Below are 21,650 nucleotides of genomic sequence, written 5' to 3' on the forward strand. Positions count from 1 at the left end.
GCCGTCTGAAATTTTCAGACGGCCTTTTGTTTTATTCTGGATCATCCGTAAACGCATTTTCCCGAAATATCGGTACAAATGTGAAAAGATACAGTACGAACACGGCGATGGTCAGAATCGCAGGAACGGTGATGAAGAAAATAGGGTTCACGTTCATTAAGAAAGCACGCGAGACGGCGGCCATAAAGAGCAAGGGGACGGCAATACGGCAGAGTTTCGGGTAGTCGAGTTTGGTAAAGCCGCTGTGCCACAGACCGGCGGTCAGCCACACCATCATCACGCCGCCTATCATGCCGCCGAGGGTAATCAGGTGCAGGGGCGCGGAGGCGGGCAGGTTTTGCAGTTTCGCTGTGCCTGTCCACAAATAGCCTGCAGCGGCAAAGAGTTGGAGCAGGTAATAAGTGCAGACGTAGTGTTTGCGCAGGAGTTCGTGATGGTGAAGCTCACGCAGCTTGGCAAGCAAGATGAAGCCGACGGCAAGCGCGGTAAAACCGGCGGTTTGCGCTGGCAGCCAAAGTTCGGCGGCGGCGTGCAGCAGCAGGAAAGTAATGGCGATGTTTTTATAAACGATATTTGGAATAAAAACAGGGTCTTTCAGACGGCATTCTTTAAGGGCTTCCGCGCCCAAAAGAATGCTGACGCGGACGGATACGAACATGACCGCCGCCATGTTCAGATGTACTTGCGCGCGCAGTAAGTTCAAATCGCCGCTGACGGCATAGGCCGTCTGAAAAGCAGTAAATGCGGCGAGCAGCATTAGTAGGGCAAAGTTGTCCGTGTTGCGGTCAAGCCAAATCAGCCAGGCGCAAAACAGCAGCAATACCAGCCAATAGGCGGCAACGAAAAACGAGGCAGTTTGCGGCGAAAAGGGCAGTATGGCGGATGCGGCGAGCAGTAATGCCGCCATCAAAGTAGCGACAGGTTTCAGACGGCCTTTATAACCCGTCCATTCGAGCATGGCGGCAGTCAGGAAACCACCGTATGCCGCAGGCAGCATGAGTTCTAAGAAGATTTGGCGGTGCAAAATGACGGCACCGGGGCTGATGAAAAATACCACCGCGCCGAGTATGGCAAGTGCCGCCGCGCCGACGAAAAATGGCCGCATGGGGTGGGTAAAAAATTTATTCATGGTTTGGCTTGATTCTGCATGAAGATGCTTTCGGATATAGATTTATTGGGAGGACAGGGTTGTATCTTGTATTGAAGAAGCAAACCTTCGGCTTGCTTGCCCTCTCCCAATTCCCTCTCCCACGGGGAGAGGGGATTAGGCTGTCGAGTCCGATCATTATCAGGTTTACCTTCCATCTGATTCCCAATCCTGCGCCCGCTGATTTTCAGAAACCTGATTCCCTCTCCCCGTGGGAGAGGGTTAGGGAGAGGGCAACGAACCGCAAGGTTTGTCAGATACTCAAATGCCCGTATCATTCATATTATTGATATTATTGTTTGAATTGTATTATTTTCAATAATAATAAATAATCCTAAACCAATATAAATAACAGCCATTATCCAACGACTAAACTTCTCTACAATTTCACCAACACCTGAAATATTAGCCAATCTTTGTGCTGTATATACTAAAACAAAAATCAATATTAAAAATACAAGAAGAGTAACTAATAAGTCGACAAGATCTAAAGTCACAAAGTAAGGAACAAAAAGTCCAATATTATCTGCACCACAACTAGCAACTGTAACCAAAGCAACAATACCGACTAATTTTGACAACCCTTTTTCATCCAATTCTTTTTTAGCTCTTTTTTCGCCCTCACAATCGTCGTAAATAGCAACTTTAATACCTAAGTAAATCGGTATTAAACCTAATAAACCCAACACCCATTTTTCCGGAACATAATTCAAAACAAAAGCTAGAAATAAACTAACTAATATTAAAATTACAGAACCTAAATATTGTCCGATATAAATATCTCGATATTCTTTTCTAGTATTTGCTCTAGCAAAAAATATTAATAGTATTACCAACAAATCTACTGCTGTAGCAATATATAAAACAGCAGCAGTAATCACAGTCGAAAACATAAAGCACCTCATAATGAATCCCCTGCCCCTTGGCACCACGGCTTTTTCAAAAACCGAATCGCGTTCGGATAACAGATTCGTATCTTTCGCTAAAGAGGCAAGCCTGCGGCTTGCTTACCCTCTCCCTAGCCCTCTCCCACGGGGAGAGGGAATTGGGCTGTCGAGCCTGAACATTTTCAGGTTTACCTGACATCTGATTCCCAATTCTACGGCTCTCTGATTTTGAGAAACCTGATCCCCTTTCCCCGTGGGAGAGGGTTAGGGAGAGGGCAACGAACCGCAAGGTTTGTCAGAAATTTAAATTCCTATCACTCATAATAATGAATCCCCTGAAACTCCCTAGCCACGACCGCCTCTTCAAAAGCCGAATCGCGTTTGGACAACGGCGTGGGCAGGGTAATCACGTTTTGCACGTTCATGCCCTTAGCGGAAAGCAGCATGATTTCATGGCTCAGGCGTGCGGCTTCAAAGCGGTCGTGCGTTACCAGCATACACGCCATGCCCTGCCGCTCGATTTTTTCCACCAACATGGCGACCAAAATATCGCGCAAATCGCGGTCCAAACCGACAAACGGCTCGTCCAGCAAAGCAAGGTCGCAACCGCACAGCAGCAGGCGCAAAAACGCCACCCGTTTCGCCATGCCGCCGGATAATTCAGTCGGATATTTGTTCAAATCGCCCGCAGTCAGCCCGACTTTCGCCGCCAGCGCGATGATTTCGCCTTCATCGGGTTTGTCCATAAAAATCGCGATATTCTGCATCGCGGTCAGGTTTTCCGGCAGGCGGTTTTCCTGAAACAGAAAACCCGTTTTGCGGAAAGTATTGCGTATCGTGCCCGACTTTGGCGTTTCCAAGCCTGCAATCAGCCGCAAAACCGTCGTCTTGCCGCAGCCGCTCGGCCCGAACAAAGCTTTTACTTCGCCATGTTGCAGGTTCAAACTGAAATCGCGCACGATGGGGTCGCGGAGAATTTCAAAACGCACGTTTTCAAGACAGAGCATCATCTCCTCCACGGCATAAACAAAATTTCCAAAGGCTTGGTAATCAGGTATTCAAACAGCGATACAAACACGATAACCAGCACCACATAAGCCATCACCGTCGAAGTCTCCAGCATCGCCCTCGCGTCCGCAATCCGCGCGCCCACGCCTTCGCTCGCGCCCAAGAGTTCCGCCATGATCACCACCTTCACCCCCATCGCCACCGCAACACCAATACTGGAAATCACATAGCCCGTCAGATGCGGGATATACAGATAGCAGATTTTTTTCAGACGGCCTAATTTATAAGCGTCAAACAATTCCTCATGCTGCTTGTTCACGCTCGCCATCCCGACCGCCGCACTCGCAAACGTCAGCGGCGCAACCAACACAATGATGGTAAACAACACGCTTGGATTACCGAAACCGAACCAAAACAACGCCATCACCACCCAAATAATCGGCGGCATTGCCAACAAAACCGTAATCACAGGCTTAAGCAACGCCATCGCCGTCTTAAAACTGCCCGCCACCAGCCCCGCCGCCAATCCTGCTATCAAAGCAACCGAAATCCCCACCACAGAACGCCACAGCGAAATCCCGATTTCGTTTTCCTGAAAATGTTTCAATAAATCAAACGACTTTTGAAACACCTCGACCGGCGCGGGCAGCATAAACTCACCAAACACGGCACTGCCCCACGCCCACAACGCCACCACCACCATCGCCACGCTCAAACCGGCAAAGCCGCTCCAAAGGTAGTCGATGATGTAAAACAGCGCAGGCTGCGGTTTGCGTATTTTGTCGGTTTTAATCATGGTTTGAGTGTTGGTTCATAGTGATGGTTTGGAGATGATAGGCCATCTGAAAATATTGGTTGGGTTAACTGCTAGCGTAACCCAGCTCAATATCATCTAAAAAACGGTGGGCTGAACTTCCTTGCATTGCTGACTATTTTACCCCTGCTTCCCTTTTTGGCGCATGCCCGAAATAGCGTTTGTATTCACGGCTGAACTGACTGGGCGACTCGTAGCCGACTTGGTAAGCAGTTTCGGTAATGCCTCGCCCTTCTTGTGCGATCAGTCGTCTGGCTTCCATCAAACGTAAGGATTTTTGATATTGCAGCGGTGAAAGGCTGGTTATCTTCTTGAAATGACTATGAAATCCAGATAATGACATACCGCTCAGATTTGCCAAGGTTTCCACGGTGATGGTTTCACTAAAATGTTGTTGCAGATAATGGGTGGCTTGGGCGATTTTTTTGGTGTGCGATCCATTGCTTACCATAGCTTTAAATTTGCCACCTTGCTCGCCTGTAAGGAGTCGATAATAAATTTCTTGTTGGATAAGCGGTGCAAGAAACTCAATATATTTTGGATTTTCGTGCAAGAGCAATAGGCGTTCAACAGCATTTTTGAGAGATTCATCCAAATGCCATTGTGCAAAACCTTCGTCGCCCTGTTGAATATCATCTGCAAGGTTTGGATTTGCTAATAAAATCTTGCTAACGCTTTCAATATCAATTTTCATCGACATCACTAAAAACGGCTTTTTCGGCTCGGCATATTTAATTTCGCCGCGCATCGGCACATTGACAGGGCAGAACATAAAGTGTTGATTGTCAAAACGGTAACATTGTTCGCCTAGTTGTATTTCACGTTCCCCACTTAACACGATGCAAATGCTCGGTTCTTGAATAATACCCTCATAGCAAAACGGCTGATCGGCATGGCGCATTACCAAGCCTTTAATTGGAGATGAATAGGTTTCGTTATGTGGAATAACTTTTAATAAGCGTTCTATCGTTTCAGTTGAGAACATGGTTTTGTAGGAATAGGCAAGTAATTTGGATAAATCATATAACACTTCATATTGCTGTTCAATATAATGAACTCACTTTCAACGGCAGTACGCCAAAACATTTAACCAATATTGAATTGAGGACAATATCATGAAAATTTTCTACAAAACATCAGCAACAGCAACCGGTGGACGTGATGGTCGTACCCAAGTGGACGATGGTTCAATCGGCTTTGATTTGGTTTCATTTCAAAATGAAAGCGGCAAACATGGCACTAACCCCGAGCAGCTTTTTGCCATGGGCTATGCGGCCTGCTTTGATAGCGCAATGAACCATGTAGCACCGACACTCGGCTTGAAACCCACAACATCTTCCACCACTGTCGGCGTGGGCATCGGTCAAAAACCTGATGGTGCATTCGGTTTGGATTTGGATATCACGATTACCGTAGCAGGTTTGAATGAAGATGAGGCGCGTAAATTGATCACTCGTGCTCACGAAGTTTGCCCTTACTCTAACGCTACTCGTGGCAATGTCGATGTACGCTTACATGTGAATGTTATTCAATTGTTTGATTTGTAATAAAAAATTATCATAATAATTAATTTCGACATAAAGGCCGTCTAAAATTTCAGGCGGCTTTCTATAATAATATCCAATATATCAACCCATAATTTTTGAAAAGGAAAATATCATGACTGCTTACGTTATCTTTATTCGTGATGAAATGAAAGACCAATCTGCCTATGACCACTACCGACAACTTGGTGTACCGACACTTGCGCCTTTTGGGGGCGAGATTTTAGTGGCAAATGGTGAGCATGAAGCCTTTGAAGGAGCAGATTTTGATGGCTCCGTAGTATTGCGTTTCCCTGATATGGCATCCGCACGAGCATGGTACAACAGCCCAGAGTATGAACAATTTAAATCCATCCGTTTGGGCGCAACAACTGGCCGTGCAATTTTGGTGGAAGGGATTAATTAAAATCACTTCTTAGAAAAAGGCCGTCTGAAAGATTGATTTCAGACGGCTGTTTGTATGCCGATCTGATTATTGCCTTATAGGTCATTTGAAAAATGATAAATCAGGTATTCCCCTTTTTTTCAGACGGCCTTTCTCCCATTTTAAGCCAAGAAGAACCCGTTATCCGGCAGCTTGCCGCCCAAAAGTTTCGGGTTGAACTGCATCAGGATTTCATAAAACTTCAAAATCTCGTTCTTCACTTCGCTGCCTTTGGTTACCGTCAGCCGCGCGCCGTCCAAGCCCATGACTAGGGCGGGTTCGGGGGCGGGTAGGTAGTTTTTGCCGATTTTCGCCGCGCTTTGGCGGTTGGCGAGTATCCAGTTGAGCGCGTTTTTCAAATCCTGATGGAAGATGTCGAACTGTGCCTTGTGTGCGTAGAAATATTCTTCGTTGGCGATGATGCCTGCCATCGGAATCAGCGGTTTGGTGTCAAACGCCTGCCCCCATGCTTTCACCAAGTCAAATCCGCGCACGACGTTTACGCCCATGGTTTTGCCTTTCAGTAGGCTGGCGGTTGCCATCGGTTCGGGCAGAATGGCGGCGTGGTAGTCCTTACTCAAAAACAGTCCGACCGCTTCGGGCGGCGTGGCGGTGTAAGTGATGCCGACTTTGTGCGCATCGATTTTCAGTTTTTTCAACAAGGCTTGCAGCACGATGTCGGGCATGTCGTTTTTAAACGGCACGAGGATTTTTTTGCCGACCAAATCTTGCGGCGAGGCAATCGCGCTGCCTTTGCACATCAGCTGCGTGATGCCGTTGGTCAAAATATTGACCATGCCGACTTTCTGTCCTTGGTTGCGCAGGTTCACGCCGACATTGCTCGGACTCATCATCACTTTAAATTGTCCGCTCGCTACGCCCGCGCGCAGTTGGTCGGGCGAACGCCAGATTTTCAGCGACACGTCCGCCTGCTTCGCCAGCTTGCCCTGCAACGCCGCTACGGCAATGGTAACGCTGGGCATTGCCGGCGCGCCGTACACGGTAAATTGTTCTTTACCGGCTGCCAACAATGAAGGCGAAACCCCTGCTGCTGCCAGCGCGGCGGTCATTTTTAAGAAATCACGTCTTTTCATATCCATTTTTTATCTCCTAATTCTTAATAAGCCAGTGTAGGCATTCTTTCAGACGGCCTGATTTTAAAACGCCGCATGTAAACTCAACCAATATGTCCTGCCCGGTGCATACACTACGCTGGGGGATAGGGCAAGGACGTGGTCGCCACTGATGTGTTCGGCATATTTTTTGTTGAACACGTTGTTCACGCCCAGGCGTAAGCCGTATTTGTCTTTGATGTTTACGCCTGCGTACACATCGGCAACGGTAAAGCCTTTGGCGGCTTCGCGTTTGTCTATGCCCAGACCGCTTGCCGCGTCAAAATCGCCGCGCGTTTGTTTGGCGACAAAGCGTGTTGCCGCACCGATGTTGTAGCTGCCGTGGGCAAAGTAGTTTTTGTAGTCGGCTTGGACGGCGGCTTCAAACGGGCGGATTTGATAGAGCGGTCTGCCGTCGGTTTCGTTGTGTCCGTAGTTGTAGGTAGCTTTGATGCCTGCCGCCCAATGCGGATTGAAGTTGTAACGCGCGTAGGCCTGCGCGGTAAACAATCGTGCGTCCACGTTGCGTGTGATGATGCCGCCTCCTTTGGAAGCCGTGCCGCTTTGTCCGCGTGCGCGGTCAAAAATAATCAGGTCTTTGACTTTGTCCGCCACAAGCGTGCCGCCCACGTTCCAGCCCGTGCCTGCCAACGAGTTCATGTAGCCGTTGTAGTAGTCGTTGCGGCTGTCGGCGGTAAGCTTGATGCGGTTGTGTTTTTCGGTTTTTAGCAGGGGATTGCCCGCGATAGCGGCGGCGGGATTTTGGTTCATCAACGCGCCGTTCATGCGGTTTTGCACGATGGCGGCAAGCGAGTTGAAGCGTTCGGTGTTGTCGCCGATTCGTTCTAAGTGAGCAAGGGAAACGCTGTATTTTTGCGCTTCAGACGGCGTGAAATCGTATTTGAGTTCGCCTGAGAAGGCATGACGGCGCACTTTGCCGTTGAAGTCGTAGCCGTAATGGGTTTTCCAGATTTGTTGTGATGAGGCGAAGGCAAGGTTGCGGTTCATCGGATGGGCGGGCTGCGCCGTATTTTTTCGAACGTCCGCTTCGTTGAGCTCGTAGCTTAAGCCCAAGCCCAGTTTGTGTTGGTCGTTGAACTTGTAAGACAGGGTATCGGCGATGCGCCAGCGGTCGAGGTGTACATCGGCGAAACGGTAGCCGTTGAGGAAATCGCGCATGGCGGTGTGGGCGTTGCGTTCGCCGTTTTGGCTGTCGTTGCGGTAGCTGACGGCGGAGGTGTTGTGGAATTTGCCGAAATCCGCATCGTGTTTGAGTGAGAAGTCGTACACTTTGCGGTCAAGCTCTACGAATACTTGCTGCGGCGTGTTGTTTTGACGCAGGGAGTAATTGTCGGCGTGGCGTTTGAGTTTGATAATGCCTGCTTCTGCGCTGACCGTATTGCTCAAATCGGCATTGCCCCAACGCGCGTTGAGTTTGGCGATGTGGCGTTCGGTGTCCAATGCGTCGTTGACGAACTGCGGCTGGCGGTCGTTGTTGATGTCGTCGTGTAGGTAGGTGAGGCGGTATTCCTGATTTTCAGACGGCACGAAACCGAGTACCAAAGCCTGATTGAAACGGCTGTATTTCCAATCGGTCTGATTGCCGCCGCCGTCTTTATAGCCGTTGGCCTTGGTGTGATTGAGGTTGGCCACGCCGTACACTTTTGCTCCACGCGCTTGCGCGGTAACGGAGTTGTAAAAGCTTTTGCCGTAAAAGCCGCTGTTTGCTTTCAACGGACGGAAGGCTTGGTCTATGTTTTCGGTAACAAAGTAGTGATCGCTGCGGTCGGTGCGGTCGAATTGGTTTTCGGGGAAATAGCCTTGTGCGGCGGTCGGTGCAATCGGTTTGGGAGGGGAGAAGGTTTTGACAGGCTGGATTTCATCAGGGTCTGCCAAGGTTTCGGCAAAGCCGTTTGCGGCGGCAAAACTGCTCATTAACAAGCAAATCAAATGGTTTTGTTTCATTATCTATATCCTGATAATCATTTTTATTTATTATGCTCTTGGAGAGAAATAAAGTAAAGAAACGATAAGGTATTTATTGTCGATAAACACCTAGCGCAAAATACAAATCGGCAAGGAGGAGAATTTTTAGAAGAGGGGAGCGGCGGCGCAGGTTGTATTTGCTCCGAAATCGAGTTTTGTCTACTATTAATATTTCAGGGTAATAAAGCAAAAGGCCGTCTGAAAACCCCTCTCTTTTCAGACGGCCTTTTGCTGGGTATAATAAATTTACGAATCATTATTATTTCTATTTGAATATAGGAGAAACGCATGAGTACCCGTACCGAACACGACACCATGGGTAATGTCGAAGTCCCATCCGAAGCCTATTGGGGCGCGCAGACCCAGCGCAGCCGCAACAATTTCAAAATCGGCGGTGAAACCCTACCGCAGCCGCTGATTTATGCTTTGGCGCTGGTGAAAAAAGCCGCAGCCGCCACCAATGTTTCCCTTGGCAGGATTAAGCCTGAGCAGGCGGATTTGATTACGCAGGCGGCGGACGACGTGTTGAACGGCAAGCTCGACGGGCAGTTCCCATTGGTGGTGTGGCAGACCGGCTCCGGCACGCAGTCCAATATGAACATGAACGAAGTGCTGGCAAACCGCGCCAACGAAATCGCCGGTACGGGTTTGGCGGCGTATCAGCCCGTCCATCCCAACGACCATGTGAACCACGCACAATCGACCAACGACGCGTTCCCGACCGCCATCCACGTCGCCGCAGCGATTGAAATCAACCGCCACCTTATTCCGGCGGTAAAAGCCTTGCGCGATACATTGGACAAAAAAGCCAAAGAATTCGCCCCTATCGTCAAAATCGGCCGCACCCACTTGCAAGATGCGACGCCGCTGACTTTGGGACAAGAGTTTTCCGGCTACGTTTCCCAGCTTGATCACGGTTTAGGCCGTCTGAACGATGCGCTTAAAGACTTATATGAACTCGCTTTGGGCGGCACGGCGGTCGGTACGGGTTTGAACAGCCATCCCGAATACGCCGAAAAAGCCGCCGCCAAACTCGCCGAATTGTCCGGTCTGCCGTTTGTCAGCGCGCCGAACAAATTTGAAGCCTTGGGCGGACGCGATGCTGCCGTTGCCGCTTCGGGCGCATTGAAAACGCTGGCGGCAAGCCTGAACAAAATCGCCAACGACATCCGCTGGCTGGCAAGCGGCCCACGCTGCGGTTTGGGCGAAATCAAAATTCCCGAAAACGAGCCGGGTTCGTCCATCATGCCGGGTAAGGTTAACCCGACCCAATGCGAAGCGATGACCATGGTGTGCTGCCAAGTGTTCGGCAACGACGTCACCATCGGCATGGCAGGCGCGTCGGGCAATTTCGAGCTGAATGTCTATATGCCCGTTATCGCCTATAATCTCTTACAATCCATTCGCCTGTTGGGCGACGCGTGCAACAGCTTCAACGAAAACTGCGCCGTCGGCATTGAACCCGTGCCGGAAAAAATCGACTATTTCCTGCACCATTCCCTGATGCTGGTTACTGCATTAAACCGTAAAATCGGCTATGAAAATGCCGCCAAAGTCGCCAAAACCGCCTATAAAAACGACAAATCGTTGCGCGAAACTGCCATCGAATTGGGCTTGCTGACAGGCGAAGAGTTTGACGAATTGGTCGTTCCTGCAGATATGGTTCATCCGCGTTAAGCTTTAATAATGAAACATGCCGTCTGAAAATGTTTTCAGACGGCATGTTTTTATGCTCAGGCTGTTTTTTCCTCGAATAGGGCAAAAATCATTGGTAGCAGATTGATGCTCATTAGAAATATTATTGAGCTCAAAAATGTACGCCAGGCGTAATGCCATGCCTCCGTTCTGTCTGCTTGGGGTAGGAGCGATACAGAATAGCGGTTGTGTAGGGTTTTTGCGGTGTCATTGTTTTCCAAATAGTCCAACGAAAGTACCAATAATTTGCCCGTGTCTTTGTGTTGTAAGAATTTGGCATGTTCAACCCAGATTCCTGGCTTGGCTTGTTCGCATAAAGATTCAATGCCGACGCAAGAGGCCAAGCTGTTTTGGTTGTTTTGCAAAATCGACAGCTCGTTTTTTTCAGCCTGCATGGCTATGGGGGAGGTTTGATGAAGGTATGCGCTCATGCTGTTGCTCTCTATTGCTTGAAAATCATGGAGCTGGCTGAATCCGCCATTTTCCCAGGCGACGAATACGGCATAGCATCCGCTGAATAGGCAGATCATGATCAATTTTAAGACAATGTTTTTCATCCTTGCTCCTTTAGTATGAGGATGGCGGCAAAGTCAGGAGGCGTGTTTTCTCGTTTGAAGGTAAGTTTAGGTTTATCTGTTTTTATTGTGAGGTTGAGTGTAACACGGGTAATCAAAAGGCCGTCTGAAAATTTTCAGATGGCCTTTTACTTATGTGTTTAGATGGGTTTAAGCCAATAATTCACGCCAGCGTTTGACTTGGAAACGGACTTGTTCAGGCGCAGTACCGCCCAAGTGGTTGCGCGCGTTTAAGCTGCCTTCGGGTGTCAGCACGCTGTAAACATCGTCGGCAATCAAACCGCTGAAACCTTGCAGGACTTCAAGCGGCAATTCGCTCAAATCAACGCCAGCTTCATCGGCATGACGCACGGCTTGGGCAACGACTTCGTGGCTGTCGCGGAAAGGCATGCCTTTTTTCACCAAGTAATCCGCCAAGTCGGTAGCCGTTGCAAAACCCTGCATTACGGCAGCGCGCATATTGTCGGGTTTGACGGTTACACCGCGCATCATGTCGGCGTAAATGCGCAGGGTGTCGATAAGCGTGTCGGCAGTGTCAAACAAAGGCTCTTTGTCTTCCTGATTGTCTTTGTTGTATGCCAAAGGTTGTGATTTCATCAGGGTAACCAGGCCGATCAGGTGGCCAATCACGCGACCGGATTTGCCGCGCACGAGTTCGGGTACGTCAGGGTTTTTCTTTTGCGGCATGATGGAAGAGCCGGTGCAGAAACGGTCGGCAATGTCGATAAAGCCGAAACGCGGGCTCATCCACAAAATCAATTCTTCGGAAAGACGGCTCAGATGAACCATAATCAGAGAAGCGGCAGCCGTGAACTCAATGGCAAAATCGCGGTCAGATACGGCATCGAGCGAGTTTTGGCAGATTTGCTCAAAGCCCAACAGCTCGGCGGTAATTTCGCGTTGAATCGGGTAGGTGGTACCGGCAAGGGCTGCGGCACCGAGCGGCATACGGTTGACGCGTTTGCGGCAGTCGGCCATGCGCTCGAAATCGCGGCCGAGCATTTCAACGTAGGCGAGCATGTGATGCCCGAAGCTGACCGGCTGGGCAACTTGCAGGTGGGTAAAGCCGGGCATGACGGTTTCGGCGTTTTGTTCTGCCAAATCGACCAAGGCCGTCTGAAGGTTTTGAATCAGGCTTTGAATAACGGTAATTTGATCACGCAGCCACAGGCGGATGTCGGTAGCGACTTGGTCGTTGCGGCTGCGGCCGGTGTGCAGGCGTTTGCCGGCATCGCCGATTTTGTCGGTGAGGCGGCGTTCGATGTTCATGTGGACATCTTCCAAATCCAGCGACCAGGAAATCGTTCCTTCTTTGATTTCTGCTATAATCTCGGCCATGCCCTGACGGATGGCGGAGAGGTCGTCTTCGCTCAAAACGCCCGACTGTGTCAGCATTTGCGCATGTGCCAGCGAGCCTTGGATGTCCCATTCTGCCAGTCGTTTGTCAAAATCAATCGAGCCGGTATATTTTTTGACCAGCTCGGAAACAGGTTCGTTAAAACGGCCTGACCAGGTTTTGTCCTTGCTCATATCAGCATCCTTAAAATATAAATAAAAAAACAGGGTCTACGTCTTCAATATAGCAGACCCGTCTATACATTATGAAAGAAAACGGTTGAAATCATGTCTATTATACGTCAAATAAACCAGAATTTCGCAGTGCCGGATTTGCGCAATTCCGCAACTCTGGTGCGCCTGCTCATTGTTTTGTTAATCAGTTTGTTTATCTTTCCGTTGATGACGGTATCGGGCGTGCCTTATCCGGAACAGATTTTCCAACATTTTTCATGGGCTTGCCCCGTCATCCTTTTAATTTTACTTAAAGTCTATTTCTTACAGGCATTTGCGCCGTCCCTGCTTCGCTCGCAGTACAGCGTTGTGGTTTCCTACGTCTCCAACCTGTTGATTTTCTTGTTTGTCGATCTAGTGATTTTGAAGACAGGGATTTGGCCGCTGATTCAACACTTCTTCTTGCTGACCTTTTTTTGTTTCAGTTTCATGTACATCGAAGCGGCACGCCGAAACAGCCTTGCACCTTCCATTTCCGAAGCCAGATTGAGCGCGTTGACAGCGCGTATCCGTCCGCATTTCTTGTTTAACAGCCTGAATGCCGCCATCAGCTTAATCCGTCTGCGTCCGTATGATGCGGAAACTTTGCTGGAGAATCTGGCCAACTTGTTCCGCGCACAACTGCGCGACGGTAGTCAAAACAGCACCTTAGGACAGGAAATCGAGTGGGCGCAGGAATATATTGCCATCGAGCAAATCCGCATGGGACATATGCGCGTACAGGTCATGTGGCAGCACCATGCGCCTGATGATGCCGAAACGCCGCATCTGCTGCTGCAACCGCTTTTGGAAAATGCCGTATTTCATGGTGTCGAATCTATCCACCGTCCAGGGATAATTACGGTATTAACAAAATTGGAAAAATCATCTATTTTCATCAGTATCGAAAATCCGTGCGGAACAGAACCTAACGAAAATACCAAGCCGCATAAAGGCAATTCTATGGCTCTGCGCAATCTGAAAGAGCGCCTGACTTTGATGTATGACACCGACGCGAAAATCAGAAACATCCAATCAGACGGCCTGTTCCGCGTTGAAATCATATTGCCGTACCGTAAAAAATCAGCCGAAGTTTCCCGTCTGTTTGGCTAAAACGCATAGAAGAGGGCAGCTTTAGATAGGTTAGACTATTAACGCATTAAATAAAATAGTTTAAATTTATTACATTCAGTAACATAACTGTTCCCATTTTTTGAAAACTGGTCTATGATGCTTAAAAGGATTGTTTACAATCTTTAATTGCAAATCATTTGCAATTGCCCAGAAGAAAAAACAGAAAAAGGAACAAAGAGATGTTAGAAGCCTATCGTAAAGCCGCCGCCGAGCGCGCCGCCCTTGGTATTCCCCCCCTTCCTCTGACTGCTCAGCAGACTGCTGATTTGGTTGAGCTGCTGAAAAATCCACCTGCCGGTGAAGGTGAATTCTTGGTTGAGCTGTTGGCTCACCGCGTACCACCCGGTGTGGACGATGCCGCCAAAGTTAAAGCCTCATTTTTGGCAGCCGTTGCCGAAGGTAGCGCATCCAGTCCGCTGATTTCCCCTGAGTATGCTACTGAGCTGTTGGGTACCATGCTTGGCGGTTACAACATCCATGCACTCATCGAACTCTTGGACAACGACAAACTTGCTCCTATCGCTGCAAATGGTCTGAAACATACTCTGCTGATGTTTGACTCTTTCCACGATGTTCAAGAAAAAGCCGAAAAAGGCAACAAATACGCGCAAGAAGTATTGCAATCTTGGGCAGATGCCGAATGGTTCACTTCTCGCGCCAAAGTTCCAGAAAAAATCACTGTTACCGTCTTCAAAGTCGACGGCGAAACCAATACAGACGACCTCTCTCCTGCACCTGATGCATGGAGCCGTCCTGATATCCCTCTGCACGCGCTGGCGATGTTGAAAAACCCGCGCGACGGTATCAATCCTGACAAACCGGGTGAAGTTGGTCCGATTAAATTGTTGGAAGAACTCAAAGCCAAAGGCCATCCTGTTGCTTACGTCGGCGACGTGGTCGGTACCGGTTCTTCGCGCAAATCTGCTACCAACTCCGTCATTTGGCATACAGGTGAAGATATTCCGTTCGTACCGAACAAACGTTTCGGCGGCGTATGCCTGGGTGGCAAAATTGCGCCTATTTTCTTCAATACTCAAGAAGACTCCGGCGCATTGCCGATTGAAGTCGATGTATCTGCTCTGAAAATGGGCGATGTCGTCGATATCCTGCCTTATGAAGGCAAAATCGTGAAAAACGGCGAAACTGTTGCCGAGTTCAGCCTGAAATCTCAAGTATTGCTGGACGAAGTACAAGCCGGCGGCCGTATCAACCTGATTATCGGTCGCGGCCTGACTGCCAAAGCGCGCGAAGCACTGAAACTGCCTGCTTCTACTGAGTTCCGTCTGCCTCAAGCGCCTGCTGAAAGCAAAGCTGGTTTCACCTTGGCCCAAAAAATGGTTGGCCGTGCCTGCGGTTTGCCGGAAGGCAAAGGCGTGCGCCCAGGTACTTACTGCGAACCACGCATGACTACTGTCGGCTCGCAAGATACTACCGGTCCGATGACTCGCGATGAATTGAAAGACTTGGCTTGTTTGGGCTTCTCAGCAGATATGGTGATGCAGTCTTTCTGTCACACCGCGGCTTATCCAAAACCTGTCGATGTCAGAACCCATAAAGAATTGCCTGCCTTCATCTCTACCCGTGGCGGTGTATCCCTGCGTCCGGGCGACGGCGTGATTCACTCATGGCTCAACCGTCTGCTGCTGCCCGATACCGTCGGTACCGGCGGCGACAGCCACACCCGTTTCCCTATCGGTATTTCTTTCCCTGCAGGTTCGGGCTTGGTTGCTTTCGCAGCAGCCACAGGCGTAATGCCGCTCGATATGCCTGAGTCTGTATTGGTACGCTTCAGCGGTAAACTGCAACCGGGCGTAACCCTGCGCGATTTGGTGAACGCCATTCCGCTTTACGCGATTAAACAAGGTTTGCTGACCGTTGCCAAAGCCGGTAAGAAAAACATCTTCTCCGGCCGCATCCTCGAAATCGAAGGCCTGCCTGATTTGAAAGTGGAACAAGCCTTTGAATTGACTGACGCGTCTGCCGAACGCTCTGCTGCTGGCTGTACCGTGAAGCTCAACAAAGAGCCGATTATCGAGTACATGAAATCCAATATTGTGTTGATGAAAAACATGATTGCCGACGGCTATCAAGATTCACGCACTTTGGAACGCCGTATCAAAGCCATGGAAGCATGGTTGGCAAATCCTGAATTGCTCGAAGCGGATAAAGATGCCGAATACGCCGCCGTGATTGAAATCAACATGGACGACATTAAAGAGCCAATTATTGCTTGCCCGAACGACCCTGACGACGTGTGCTTCATGTCTGAACGCTCCGGCACCAAAATTGACGAAGTGTTCATCGGTTCTTGTATGACCAATATCGGTCACTTCCGTGCCGCCTCCAAACTCTTGGAAGGCAAGAGCGACATCCCGGTACGTCTGTGGATGGCACCACCGACCAAAATGGATGCGAAAGAGCTGTCTGACGAAGGTCACTACGGCGTACTCGGCCGTGCAGGCGCGCGTATGGAAATGCCGGGTTGCTCATTGTGTATGGGTAACCAAGCCCAAGTACACGAAGGCGCAACCGTCATGTCCACTTCCACCCGCAACTTCCCGAACCGCTTGGGTAAAAACACCTTTGTTTACCTCGGCTCGGCTGAGTTGGCGGCAATCTGCTCCAAACTGGGTAAAATCCCGACTGTTGAAGAATACCAAGCCAATATCGGCATCATCAACGAGCAGGGCGACCAAATCTACCGCTACATGAACTTCAATGAAATCGACAGCTACAACGAAGTAGCCGAGAAAGTGAATGTTTAATATAGCAAGGTAAACCGATTTTCAGACGACCTTAAATAATAAAGGCCGTCTGAAACGGAAAAATAAAGGGCGTGTTCATCACGTCCTTTTTATTTTTAGTTCAATAAAAGGCCGTCTGAAAGATAAGTTTCAGACGGCCTTTGCTTAGGATAAATAATCAGAAAACCGATTAATCAGCATTGTTTACTTTACGCCAAAACCAGGTTGGAGCAGGGCGCAAGGCTGACGCTCGTGACGGCTGCGGCGTGTTCTGCCGGCAATTTTACCGCAGACAATACCCGGATCGTTTTTCTCTTCTACTTTTTTCGAGTTTTTGTCTGATTTATTCGCGTATTCGTTGCGTTTGTTTCTATCATCGCGGCGAGATCGGCTGTCGTTGTGCTGAACCGGTTGCGCTTCGGCTTCATCTTGATTGTCGTTGCCCCACCAATGCGGCTCAAAGCCTTCGATGCGTTCCACATTCAAATCGCTGCCGATCAGCTCTTTAATGGATTCAAACATTTTCTGTTCGGTTTTATCCATCAAGGAAATGGCAACGCCGTCGGCACCGGCCCGGCCGGTACGTCCGATGCGGTGGACGTAGTCTTCAGGTTGGGTTGGCAGCTCGTAGTTGATGACGAAAGGCAACTCGGCAATATCCAGGCCGCGCGCTGCAACGTCAGTGGCAACCAAAACGCGTAATGTACCTTCTTTAAAGGCGTTGAGGGTTTCCAGTCGGCTTTGTTGGGATTTGTCGCCGTGGATGGATTGCGCAGCAATGTTGCGACGGACGAGGTCTCGGGTAACTTGATCGACACTTTGTTTGGTTTTGCAGAATACAATGACTTGATTCATATGTAAATCAACAATCAGACGTTCGAGTAGGTTGCGTTTTTTAAGTGCATCAACGGCAATGATGTGTTGCTCGACATTGGCGTTGGTGGTATTTTGCGCAGCCACTTCAACCATTTCAGGCGTGTGCATAAAATCTTGCGCAAGCTTGCGGATAGGCGGTGAGAAAGTGGCGGAGAAAAGCAGGGTTTGTCGCTGTTTGGGCAACATCTGAATGATTTTACGGATATCGTCGATGAAACCCATATCAAGCATACGGTCGGCTTCATCGAGTACGACGATTTCAACTTTGTTTAAATTGATGTTTTTTTGTTTAACGTGGTCGAGCAGTCGGCCAACCGTAGCAACAACGATTTCACAACCGGCGCGCAAGTCGGCAGTTTGTTTGTCCATATTGACGCCGCCGAAGAAGACGGTGTGGCGCAAAGGAAGATTTTTAATGTATGCCTGTACGTTTTGGTCAATTTGATCGGCCAGTTCGCGGGTCGGGGTCAATACCAACATACGGACAGGGTGCATGGCAGGGGAGGTGCTGGATGTAGCGTAGCGTTTCAAACGTTCGAGGCTGGGCAGCATAAAGGCGGCGGTTTTACCTGTGCCGGTTTGTGCTGCGGCCAAAAGGTCGTGTCCTGCCAAGGCTTTAGGAATCGCTGCGGCTTGGATAGGCGTTGGGTTTTCATAACCCTGATCGGTGAGGGCAGAGACTAATTCGCTGCCTAAACCGAGTGAAGAGAAAGGATTCATGATGGTGGCTTTCTGTTCAGACGGCCTTTTGAATAATGAGGCCGTCTGAAAAATCTGATTCTGAAATGGATAAACCGCAGTATGATGTTGATTCTGCGGTTTGAAAAAATGGGGAGCGGAATAATCCGTCAAGTAGTCCATTATGCCATAAAAAGAGGGACTCCCCAAATGATGGTTGCGATTAGGAACAGCCACGTTTTGATATTTTTACAGTGAAAAAACAGAAAAAATGACTGGTCTGCAAGATTTTGAGTTTATTGAGGATTAAGCATTTGTCTTAACTTCAATAGAATTAATTTATCAAAAACTTACAGGTTGAAATGAAACTAAATTGCACTCATGTACTCAATATTGAGGGACAGAACTTGTTTTGTAGCCTGTATCTCCCGTTTAACGGTAAACCATAAAATAAAATTTAGGAATATACAATTATGAAAACTTTATTAATCGCTCTTGCAACTGGTAGCCTGATCTTGGCAGCTTGTTCTTCTTCCAAACCTGAAGAAGCAGCAGCGCCACGCATCACTGTCGAAGAAGCAATGACTCAATGCCATCAAGCATCTGGTGAAAATGCTGACCGCGCTGTGTTTGATGCTTGCATGAAAGGCAAAGGCTATCAACGTACGGCTGAATCAGCTGCCTCCGAGCCTGCTGCATCTGAGCCAGTAGCTGCTCCTGAAGCTGCAGCTTCTAAGCCTGCCGCCAAAGCTGCTACTGTTAAAAAAGCAAAAAAATAAGTTTCATAAAATTCAAGGAAGTCACCATCATCAATACTCCGGATGAAGGCAGACTTAGAGCAACTTGAAAATAAAGGCCGTCTGAATATGTTTCAGACGGCCTTTATTTTTCATGTATAAGACCATTATTCAAAGATATGCTTTTGGTTTTATTAAGAAAATAAAAAAGACGTGTAACGGGTACACGTCTTTTTTTGGAGAATGAGCCTTATTGCTTATATTCGCTGCCGTCTTCACGGAAAAGTTTTGGCTGATCGCCTTTTTCCACCACTTCTTTATTGATGATGACTTTTGCTACGTCTTTCAAATCTGGCAGGGTGTACATGGTGTCCAAGAGGCAACGTTCAACGATAGAGCGCAGGCCGCGCGCACCGGTTTTGCGTTCCATTGCCAGTTTGGCAATACTGCGCAAGGCATCTTCTTCAAACTCAAGGCCGACATCTTCCATTTCAAACAAGGTTTGGTATTGTTTGACCAAGGCGTTTTTCGGTTCGGTCAAAATGTTGACCAAAGCATCTTCATCCAATTCTGCCAATGTGGCAATCACAGGCAGACGGCCGATAAGCTCGGGAATCAAGCCGAATTTAATCAAGTCTTCAGGCTCAACCGTTTCAAACAGGGCTGAAATATCGGCGTTTTCATCTTTGCTGTGCACCGCCGCACCAAAGCCGATACCGCCTTTTTCAGTACGTTGTCGGATGACTTTTTCCAAGCCGGCAAATGCACCGCCGCAGATAAAGAGGATGTTGGTGGTATCAACGTTGATGAATTCTTGGTTTGGATGTTTGCGTCCGCCTTGAGGGGGAACGCTGGCTACCGTGCCTTCAATCAGTTTCAGCAAGGCTTGTTGCACACCTTCACCGGATACGTCGCGCGTGATGGACGGATTATCGCTTTTGCGTGAAATTTTATCGATTTCATCGATATAGACGATGCCGCGCTGGGCTTTTTCAACGTCAAAATCACATTTACCTAAAAGTTTGGTGATGATTTGCTCGACGTCTTCACCGACATAACCGGCTTCAGTCAAAGTTGTGGCATCCGCCATGACAAAAGGCACATCCAGTTTGCGCGCCAAAGATTGCGCCAACAAGGTTTTACCTGAGCCTGTAGGGCCGATGAGGAGGATGTTGGATTTGGACAATTCAACTTTACCCTCTGCTTTCGGGTGGCGCAGGCGTTTGTAGTGGTTGTAAACCGATACTGCCAACGCTTTTTTTGCGTGTTCCTGGCCGATAACGTGGTCATTGAGGTTGGCAACAATTTCGGCCGGGGTAGGCAGTTTTTTCTCGGCGTTTTCTTCTTTCGCTTTGGCAAGCTCGTTTTCAATTTCGCCGGATTCGTTGTCTTGCAGCATTATGCCGCAAGTTTCTACACATTCGTTGCAGATAAAGGCGTGTTCGCCTTCGATCAGATTTTTAACGTCGTTTTCGGACTTCCCGCAGAATGAACAGGTGCGTTTTTCTTCAGACATAATAATTTCTTCGTATGGTTGTATGGAGGCTGTGTTGTAAAGGGGGAACAGATATTTCGGGCGTATTGCCGGATTGAGGGAATGCCTCTGACAAAGGAGCCTAAGTATAATGACTATCTTGTGTTTTTTCAAATCAGAGCAGGCATTGCGCCGTATCGTCTAAGAAACAGATGCGGGCGTTGGATTTGAATATCTTGCTAACAAACGCAAAGTTTTCTCAACTCGCTTTACAATTGTCGAAAAATTTAACAGAATGTTGAATTAAATGTATTTTTTTGAATTGGCAGATATGAAAATCTATAAAACTTTAGGAATGGTATGGACAGGTGTGGCATTGGCCTTTGCTTCTGCGCCTGCCGTTGCCAATGATATGGATGTATTGGGACAATTTTTGGAGCAAAATTTCCCAGTGCAAAATGACCCGCTGGAAGCTTTTGCATTGAGTCATGCCGACCAAGTCGAAGCTCAAGCCGCTTTGGCAGGTCCTCTGCTGTCTTCGCAATCTGCTTTGATTTTCAATAATAAAACCGGTGAAGTGCTGTATCAGAAAAACCCTGATCGTGTCATGCCGATTGCCTCTATTTCCAAATTGATGAGCGCGATGGTGGTTTTGGATGCGCATCTGGATATGAACGAGCCGATTACGATTACCGAGGCTGAAATCGACCGTTTGAAAGGTACGGGCAGCCGTTTGAGCATCGGCACGACGCTGACACGCGGCGAACTGTTGCACCTGAGCCTGATGAGCAGTGAAAACCGTGCTACTCATGCATTGGGCCGTACGTATCCGGGCGGTATGAGCGCATTTGTTGCGGCTATGAATGCCAAAGCGCAAAGCCTGGGTATGACCAGCAGTCGTTTCTATGAGCCTACCGGTTTGAATTTCCAAAACGTTTCCACTGCACGCGATTTGAACCGCATGGTTGCGGCAGCCAGTAAGTATCCGCTGATTCGCAAAAATTCGACTTCAAATTACGGCTCGGTTTGGACGGCAAATGGTCGTCAAAACTACAAAAACTCCAATGCCTTGGTGCGTGAGGGCAGCTGGAATATCGAATTGCAGAAAACCGGCTATATTCGTGAAGCAGGACGTTCTATGGTGGTTAAGGCCAATGTACAGAATCAGCCGATTACCATTGTATTGCTCAACTCTCCGTCTTCCACAACCCGCGTGAACGATGCGCGTAAGATTGAGTCTTGGATGCTGCAGCGCCGTTCTTAAATA

General features: G+C 48.6%; 18 protein-coding genes. 7 read left to right on the top strand and 11 right to left on the bottom strand.

Annotation, left to right across the window (positions count from 1 at the left end; genetic code table 11):
* Positions 1-31 precede the first annotated feature (31 nt).
* From O3682_RS04060 to O3682_RS04080, 5 genes are all read right to left on the bottom strand, one after another.
* A complete protein-coding gene (locus tag O3682_RS04060; RefSeq protein ID WP_371508582.1) occupies positions 32-1,129 on the bottom strand; it encodes an NnrS family protein in 1,098 nt (365 codons plus the stop codon).
* A gap of 296 nt (positions 1,130-1,425) precedes the next feature.
* On the bottom strand, positions 1,426-2,040 hold the full coding sequence (locus tag O3682_RS04065) for a CadD family cadmium resistance transporter (protein WP_003766668.1): 615 nt from the start codon (positions 2,038-2,040) through the stop codon (positions 1,426-1,428).
* Positions 2,041-2,348: 308 nt separating this feature from the next.
* Entirely contained in the window at positions 2,349-3,041 is a 693-nt protein-coding gene (locus tag O3682_RS04070; RefSeq protein WP_199901163.1) for an ATP-binding cassette domain-containing protein, read from the bottom strand.
* Positions 3,041-3,838, bottom strand: a complete 798-nt coding sequence (locus O3682_RS04075; protein WP_371508584.1) for an ABC transporter permease — start codon at positions 3,836-3,838, stop codon at positions 3,041-3,043. Before O3682_RS04075 ends, O3682_RS04070 begins: the two co-directional genes overlap by 1 nt.
* A 133-nt stretch (positions 3,839-3,971) precedes the next feature.
* Positions 3,972-4,886, bottom strand: coding sequence for an AraC family transcriptional regulator (locus O3682_RS04080; RefSeq protein WP_371508586.1), 915 nt, complete (start codon positions 4,884-4,886; stop codon positions 3,972-3,974).
* An 85-nt stretch (positions 4,887-4,971) separates the two neighbouring features.
* Between O3682_RS04080 and O3682_RS04085 the strand changes: the two genes are divergently transcribed.
* Together O3682_RS04085 and O3682_RS04090 are read left to right on the top strand one after the other, a co-directional pair.
* Positions 4,972-5,403: an organic hydroperoxide resistance protein gene (locus tag O3682_RS04085; RefSeq protein WP_371508588.1), complete on the top strand. Its 432-nt coding sequence runs from the start codon at positions 4,972-4,974 to the stop codon at positions 5,401-5,403.
* A gap of 112 nt (positions 5,404-5,515) precedes the next feature.
* Positions 5,516-5,806: a DUF1330 domain-containing protein gene (locus O3682_RS04090; protein ID WP_371508591.1), complete on the top strand. Its 291-nt coding sequence runs from the start codon at positions 5,516-5,518 to the stop codon at positions 5,804-5,806.
* Between the two features lie 140 nt (positions 5,807-5,946).
* Here the strand turns inward: O3682_RS04090 and O3682_RS04095 are convergent, their stop codons facing one another.
* Both O3682_RS04095 and O3682_RS04100 read right to left on the bottom strand, forming a co-directional pair.
* Complete coding sequence (locus tag O3682_RS04095; protein WP_371508593.1) at positions 5,947-6,924, bottom strand: ABC transporter substrate-binding protein; 978 nt, start codon at positions 6,922-6,924, stop codon at positions 5,947-5,949.
* Between the two features lie 57 nt (positions 6,925-6,981).
* Entirely contained in the window at positions 6,982-8,901 is a 1,920-nt protein-coding gene (locus O3682_RS04100; RefSeq protein ID WP_371508594.1) for a TonB-dependent receptor, read from the bottom strand.
* Positions 8,902-9,210: 309 nt separating this feature from the next.
* On the opposite strand from O3682_RS04100, the gene fumC reads away from it, so the two are divergent.
* Positions 9,211-10,599: a class II fumarate hydratase gene (gene fumC / locus O3682_RS04105; protein ID WP_004519360.1), complete on the top strand. Its 1,389-nt coding sequence runs from the start codon at positions 9,211-9,213 to the stop codon at positions 10,597-10,599.
* 56 nt (positions 10,600-10,655) lie between these two features.
* Here the strand turns inward: fumC and O3682_RS04110 are convergent, their stop codons facing one another.
* Positions 10,656-11,174, bottom strand: coding sequence for a hypothetical protein (locus O3682_RS04110; RefSeq protein ID WP_371508597.1), 519 nt, complete (start codon positions 11,172-11,174; stop codon positions 10,656-10,658).
* Positions 11,175-11,342: 168 nt separating this feature from the next.
* Positions 11,343-12,722: an argininosuccinate lyase gene (gene argH, locus O3682_RS04115; protein ID WP_036491665.1), complete on the bottom strand. Its 1,380-nt coding sequence runs from the start codon at positions 12,720-12,722 to the stop codon at positions 11,343-11,345.
* 93 nt (positions 12,723-12,815) lie between these two features.
* Between argH and O3682_RS04120 the strand changes: the two genes are divergently transcribed.
* Both O3682_RS04120 and acnB read left to right on the top strand, forming a co-directional pair.
* On the top strand, positions 12,816-13,853 hold the full coding sequence (locus O3682_RS04120) for a sensor histidine kinase (RefSeq protein WP_371508599.1): 1,038 nt from the start codon (positions 12,816-12,818) through the stop codon (positions 13,851-13,853).
* A 200-nt stretch (positions 13,854-14,053) separates the two neighbouring features.
* Entirely contained in the window at positions 14,054-16,639 is a 2,586-nt protein-coding gene (gene acnB / locus O3682_RS04125; RefSeq protein ID WP_254321607.1) for a bifunctional aconitate hydratase 2/2-methylisocitrate dehydratase, read from the top strand.
* Between the two features lie 183 nt (positions 16,640-16,822).
* Here the strand turns inward: acnB and O3682_RS04130 are convergent, their stop codons facing one another.
* Positions 16,823-18,217 (bottom strand): DEAD/DEAH box helicase, encoded by a 1,395-nt coding sequence (locus O3682_RS04130; protein WP_371508656.1) that lies wholly within the window; start codon positions 18,215-18,217, stop codon positions 16,823-16,825.
* Between the two features lie 428 nt (positions 18,218-18,645).
* Here O3682_RS04130 and O3682_RS04135 point away from each other — a divergent pair, with 428 nt between their 5' ends.
* On the top strand, positions 18,646-18,951 hold the full coding sequence (locus O3682_RS04135) for a hypothetical protein (protein ID WP_371508601.1): 306 nt from the start codon (positions 18,646-18,648) through the stop codon (positions 18,949-18,951).
* 208 nt (positions 18,952-19,159) lie between these two features.
* On the opposite strand, the gene clpX is transcribed toward O3682_RS04135, so the two are convergent.
* Positions 19,160-20,425: an ATP-dependent Clp protease ATP-binding subunit ClpX gene (gene clpX, locus O3682_RS04140; protein WP_371508603.1), complete on the bottom strand. Its 1,266-nt coding sequence runs from the start codon at positions 20,423-20,425 to the stop codon at positions 19,160-19,162.
* Between the two features lie 313 nt (positions 20,426-20,738).
* Between clpX and O3682_RS04145 the strand changes: the two genes are divergently transcribed.
* Positions 20,739-21,647, top strand: a complete 909-nt coding sequence (locus O3682_RS04145) for a serine hydrolase (protein ID WP_371459479.1) — start codon at positions 20,739-20,741, stop codon at positions 21,645-21,647.
* Positions 21,648-21,650: the final 3 nt, after the last annotated feature.

It is taken from the genome of Neisseria sp. 27098_8_112 (assembly GCF_041433235.1).
Lineage (GTDB): Bacteria > Pseudomonadota > Gammaproteobacteria > Burkholderiales > Neisseriaceae > Neisseria.

Coding starts and splice junctions, on each gene's coding strand:
- clpX (WP_371508603.1), bottom strand. CDS start 20,425: ATGTCTGAAGAAAAACGCACCTGTTCATTCTGCGGGAAGTCCGAAAAC.
- O3682_RS04135 (WP_371508601.1), top strand. CDS start 18,646: ATGAAAACTTTATTAATCGCTCTTGCAACTGGTAGCCTGATCTTGGCA.
- fumC (WP_004519360.1), top strand. CDS start 9,211: ATGAGTACCCGTACCGAACACGACACCATGGGTAATGTCGAAGTCCCA.
- acnB (WP_254321607.1), top strand. CDS start 14,054: ATGTTAGAAGCCTATCGTAAAGCCGCCGCCGAGCGCGCCGCCCTTGGT.
- O3682_RS04095 (WP_371508593.1), bottom strand. CDS start 6,924: ATGGATATGAAAAGACGTGATTTCTTAAAAATGACCGCCGCGCTGGCA.
- O3682_RS04065 (WP_003766668.1), bottom strand. CDS start 2,040: ATGTTTTCGACTGTGATTACTGCTGCTGTTTTATATATTGCTACAGCA.
- O3682_RS04075 (WP_371508584.1), bottom strand. CDS start 3,838: ATGATTAAAACCGACAAAATACGCAAACCGCAGCCTGCGCTGTTTTAC.
- argH (WP_036491665.1), bottom strand. CDS start 12,722: ATGAGCAAGGACAAAACCTGGTCAGGCCGTTTTAACGAACCTGTTTCC.
- O3682_RS04110 (WP_371508597.1), bottom strand. CDS start 11,174: ATGAAAAACATTGTCTTAAAATTGATCATGATCTGCCTATTCAGCGGA.
- O3682_RS04120 (WP_371508599.1), top strand. CDS start 12,816: ATGTCTATTATACGTCAAATAAACCAGAATTTCGCAGTGCCGGATTTG.
- O3682_RS04070 (WP_199901163.1), bottom strand. CDS start 3,041: ATGCTCTGTCTTGAAAACGTGCGTTTTGAAATTCTCCGCGACCCCATC.
- O3682_RS04090 (WP_371508591.1), top strand. CDS start 5,516: ATGACTGCTTACGTTATCTTTATTCGTGATGAAATGAAAGACCAATCT.
- O3682_RS04060 (WP_371508582.1), bottom strand. CDS start 1,129: ATGAATAAATTTTTTACCCACCCCATGCGGCCATTTTTCGTCGGCGCG.
- O3682_RS04100 (WP_371508594.1), bottom strand. CDS start 8,901: ATGAAACAAAACCATTTGATTTGCTTGTTAATGAGCAGTTTTGCCGCC.
- O3682_RS04085 (WP_371508588.1), top strand. CDS start 4,972: ATGAAAATTTTCTACAAAACATCAGCAACAGCAACCGGTGGACGTGAT.
- O3682_RS04145 (WP_371459479.1), top strand. CDS start 20,739: ATGGTATGGACAGGTGTGGCATTGGCCTTTGCTTCTGCGCCTGCCGTT.